We start from the raw sequence: 4,683 nt of genomic DNA, 5'->3' as shown, positions 1-4,683 counted from the left end.
AGTGTGCCGGTCGCGGTGGCGGCGAGCCGCACGTGCCAGGTCTGCTCCCGCGAGTGGTTGATCGACACCAGGTGCTCGTCCCGGTCCTCGATCCACTTCACCGGGCGGTCGAGCAGCACGGCGGCCAGCGGCACCAGGATGATGTCTGGTACCCCGACAAGCTCGCAACGCTGCTGCCGATGTTCGCCGCGCGCCCGTCGCTGTCCCTGGTGTTTACCAATGCCCGTCTCGTCAATGCGGGCGGTGAGACGCTGGGGCATACCCTGTTCGACGCCCTGATACTGTCATCAGATGAAATCGCCAGCATCCATCGCGGCGATGCCTTCGACGTGCTGGTGCGCCGCAGCGCGGCTACCGGCGCCACCGTGGCCCTGCGCCGGACGCTGCTGGACCAGGCTCTGCCGATCGCCAACGGATGGATCCACGACGAGTGGCTGGCCATCGGTGCCGCCGCCATCGGCGAGGTCGACCTGGTGGAACGACCCCTGATCGATTATCGCCAGCACGGCGGCAACCAGGTCGGCATGCGCAAGCGGCGCATGCGCGACCGCTGGCTGGACATGTTCCGCCCGTGCGAGCCATTGTTGCGCGGCGAGCTTGCCCGCATGGACACGCTGGACGCCTGGCTCACTGGGCATCCCGCACCTGGCCTGCAGGGCAGGCGCGCCGCAGTGGACGCACGGCATCGACACTATGTCGCACGCCTGGCATTGGGTGAACGCCCGCGGCTGCAACGCTGGCCCGCCGTCATCGGCGAGTGGTCACGTGGCGACTACGGACGCTACAGCAATGGATTTCGCTCGGTGCTGCGCGACATGCTTCGGCGGGGCTGAAGACGCCGGCGTAGGCCTCGAAGCCGGCTAAGACGCCCCTACTTCAGGAGCTGCGATTCGAGCAGCGCGGACCCGATGGTAGCGGCACAGTTTCCGGCGTTGCCACCGCTACTGCTGCAAACCTGGCGCCCCGCCGTGTCATTGACCACGTTCGGGGTAGGATCGTAGGAGTGGTTGGGTCTGGTAACACAACCGCCAAGGGTCACTGCGGCCAGGACAACGATGACGTAACGGCTCATGGCATGGATCCTGTTTGGCGGCTACATCCGGCATGGTAGCTCAAAGCCCCTGATAATTAGGCCCAGCCCCACCCTCAGGCGTCACCCAAGTAATAATCTCGTACGGATCCTTGATATCGCACGTCTTGCAATGCACGCAGTTCGCCGAGTTGATCTGCAGCCGCTTGCCCGCCTCGTCCTCAACGATCTCATACACCCCGGCCGGACAGAACCGCTGGCAAGGATTCCCATACTCAGTCGTACACCGGTCAATGCAAATGGTGGTGTCCAGCACCTTCAAATGCACCGGCTGGTCTTCATCGTGCTCGGTGGCCGCAAAGTACACGCTGGCCAGGCGGTCGCGCGGCGGCAGGGTACGTTCGACGTAGTCTTTCGTCGGCGCCTCATACTGGTCAAGTTTCTTAAGCGACGACCAGTCGGCATGGTTGCGCAGCGTCCAGGGCGAAGCGCCGCCGGTGACGGTTTCCCACGCCGCGTTGATCAAACCCCACCAAAGCCCCTTGTTGAACCCCGGGCGGATGTTCCGCACCTTCTTAAGCTCAGCCATGATCGCCGAGTCACGAAGCTTCGCATCGAAGCCCGTCGGTGCCAGCGACCCTGCCACATGCTCGGCCGCCAGCATCCCCGACCGGATCGCCTGGTGCGTACCCTTGATCTTCGGCACATTCAACAGGCCTGCAGCATCGCCGATCATTAGCGCACCGGGCATCTCGGTCTTCGGCAGCGACTGGTACCCGCCCTCGACAATGGCCCGCGCGCCGGCGGAAACAATGCTCCCGCCCTCCAGCAACGCCTTGACCTTCGGGTGGTGCTTCAACTGCTGGAATGCCTCGAACGGCGAGAACATCGGGTCGGGGTAATCCAGGCCTGCCACGAACCCGATCGCCACGCGGTCGTTGTCCAGGTGGTAGATGAAGCTCCCGCCATAAGTGTCGTTGGCCAAGGGCCACCCCAGGGTGTGCATCACCTTGCCCGGCGTGCCTCGCCCGGCGGGAAGCTGCCACAGTTCCTTGATACCGATGCCGTAGGTCTGGGGGTCGGCATCCTTGTCCAGGCCGAAGGTGCGGATCAGCTTCTTGGTCAGGTGGCCACGGCAGCCTTCGGCCAGCACCGTCAGCTTGGCGTGGATGTCGATGCCTTCGGTGTAGCCGGGTTTGTGCGTGCCGTCGCGGGCAACGCCCATGTCACCGATGCGTACGCCGGCCACGGCGCCATCGCGGTCGAAGAGGTTCTCGGCGGCCGCGTAGCCGGGGAACACGTCCACGCCCAGGGCTTCGGCCTGTGGTGCCAGCCAGGCGCACATGGCGCCCAGGCTCACGATGAAATTTCCCTCGTTGTGCATCTGCGGCGGGGTGGGCATCTTCGTGGCGCTGGTGTGGTCGCGCAGCCACCAGAATTCGTCTTCCTTCACCGGCACGCAAACCGGCGGCTTGTTTTCGCGCCAGCCCGGGAGCAGGGCATCCAGCGGAGCCGGTTCGATCACCGCGCCCGACAGGATCTGCGCGCCGATGCTCGAGGCTTTCTCGATCACGCAAACCGTCGTCTCGGGCTTGAGCTGTTTCAAACGGATGGCAAACGACAGGCCGGCGGGACCTGCGCCAACGACGACGACGTCGTATTCCATCGATTCGCGCTCGCTCATGGCTGGCTCCGTTCTGTGGCCGCTGATTGTGGCGATTCGCGCGTCGGGCGGCAAATTTCTGCCGACCGTTGCACGGAGTTAACCGGGATTGTCCATAATCGGCCCATCAAAGGAGTGTCCATGAGTGCCCTGCCACCGATTGACGATCGTGACATCCGCCGCGCCACGCTGGTCCAACTGCTCCATTGGCTGGCCATCGGGCGACTTCAGCCGCTGGAGTTGGCGGCAAGCTACCAGGATGCGATCAAGCGCCTCAATCCGGCGCTGAACGCGTACCTGGAAACGTCCGACGCACTCATCCAGGAACAGGCGGTGTCAGCTGACCGACGCCGGCGCGATGGCGTGATGGGCCGCCTGGACGGCGTACCGGTAGCCATCAAGGACAACTTCGATGTCGCCGGCCTACCCACGCGTGCGGGCATGCGGCGGCGCAGCAAACCGGCGACCGACGACGCGCACGTCGTGGCGCGCCTTCGCGCCTCCGGCGCGGTGATCCTTGGCAAGACCAACATGGACGAAGGCGCGCTGGGCGTCACCACGGACAACCCGCATCACGGCGCCACGCATAATCCGCATCGCCTCGGCTACACGGCAGGTGGTTCATCCGGTGGTGCGGCCGTGGCCGTGGCCGCGGGCCTGGCTGCCGCGGCGGTGGGCTCCGATAGCCTGGGCTCGATCCGCATCCCGGCGAGCTACTGCGGTATCTACGCAATCAAGCCCACGCATGGGGAGATCTCCGCCCGTGGCCTGGTGCCTGCGGCCAGGCGTCTTGATGCCGTGGGCATCCTTGCCCGCTCGGTGGACGACCTCACCCTGCTGCTGCAGGTGCTGGCCGGCTACGACGCGGACGATGCGCGCTCGCGCCGCCGCCGGGTGGCTTTCCAGTTGCCTGATTGGGAGCCGGGCCATTTGCGCACCGGGCTATTGCCCGACCTCGCGCACTTCGGCGTCCAGCCGGAAGTGATCGAAGTGTTCAACCAGGCGCTGGAAAAACTCCCCCGTGAACTGGGCGAGCGCCGCGCGGTGGACTTCGACGACTGGGATTTCGCCCGCACCCGCCGCGCCGGCCTGTTGCTGATGGAATCGGAGATGCTCATTACCTTCGCCGAGGAATTGGCCGACGAGGCCTACCCGGTGTCCGCCCGCCTGCGCGGCATGCTCGACTATGCCCGCCACAAGTCCGCGGCCGACTATGCCGCCGCCGACCTGGTGCTCGATGCCGCCACCTTGAAGATGCGTCGCTTGTTCGCCCAGGTGGACGTGCTGGTGATGCCCACCACGCCGCAGGGCGCGTTCCCGCTCAGCGATACACCGCCGGCTTCCCAGGCCGACCTCACCAGCTTTGCCAGCCTGGCCGGCTGCCCGGCGGTGAGCATCCCGATGGGCACGCTGCCCGATGGCATGCCGATCGGCATGCAACTGGTCGGTGCGCGCGGCTCCGACCTGCGCCTGCTGGAACTGGCGCAGGTGTGTGCTTCCACCCTTGATGCCGATCCAATCTATCCGGTACAGCCACAGGCCTAGCGGGCCACCGACCAGGCCACCACTTCAGCCGCCAGCGCATCGCTGGCGCGCCCGAACGCCGCCACCACCTGCGGCACGTCCTTGCTGGCCGCAGGCTCGCGTACTTCGAAATTCTTCGTGGCAAGAATCCGGTGGTCGGCGGCATCCACCAGTTGCACGTCGTAGCGCACCACGGCCACGGGCCCACCGTTTTCGTACACCGACTGGAACGATCGCAGCTGGCCGTCGAGCTCGCGATCGGCGTGCAGGTTGGTGTCGTCGTTGCTGACTGCAGGCACCCTGCCATCGGCGCGGAAGGTGTCGATCAGGCGGTCGCGCAGCAAGGTGGGCGCGCGGTCGCTCCAGCGCGATGCCTTGTACGTGGTGATCGTATCTTCGCCGGGCACCACCGCGATACGGCTGGAGTCGATCAATCCCGAGGCCTGTGGCGTGGTCACCCGAAGCG

General features: G+C 65.8%; 4 protein-coding genes. 2 read left to right on the top strand and 2 right to left on the bottom strand.

The window, feature by feature from the left end:
• A partial coding sequence (locus VK519_RS09295; RefSeq protein WP_324349260.1) for a glycosyltransferase family protein occupies positions 1-833 on the top strand: 833 nt, incomplete at its 5' end.
• Between the two features lie 279 nt (positions 834-1,112).
• On the opposite strand, the gene VK519_RS09290 is transcribed toward VK519_RS09295, so the two are convergent.
• Positions 1,113-2,714: an electron transfer flavoprotein-ubiquinone oxidoreductase gene (locus VK519_RS09290; protein WP_324349258.1), complete on the bottom strand. Its 1,602-nt coding sequence runs from the start codon at positions 2,712-2,714 to the stop codon at positions 1,113-1,115.
• Positions 2,715-2,834: 120 nt separating this feature from the next.
• Here VK519_RS09290 and VK519_RS09285 point away from each other — a divergent pair, with 120 nt between their 5' ends.
• A complete protein-coding gene (locus tag VK519_RS09285) occupies positions 2,835-4,238 on the top strand; it encodes an amidase (protein WP_324349257.1) in 1,404 nt (467 codons plus the stop codon).
• Here VK519_RS09285 and VK519_RS09280 read toward each other — a convergent pair.
• The coding region (locus VK519_RS09280) for an ABC-type transport auxiliary lipoprotein family protein (RefSeq protein WP_324349255.1) at positions 4,235-4,683 on the bottom strand (449 nt) is incomplete at its 5' end. The two genes, VK519_RS09285 and VK519_RS09280, sit on opposite strands and share 4 nt — an antisense overlap.

Origin of the sequence: Pinirhizobacter sp., from assembly GCF_035317885.1 — a bacterium.
GTDB lineage: Bacteria > Pseudomonadota > Gammaproteobacteria > Xanthomonadales > Rhodanobacteraceae > Pinirhizobacter.
Note: the sequence above shows the minus strand (reverse complement) of the source record. Positions and strands in the feature narration are given on the sequence as shown.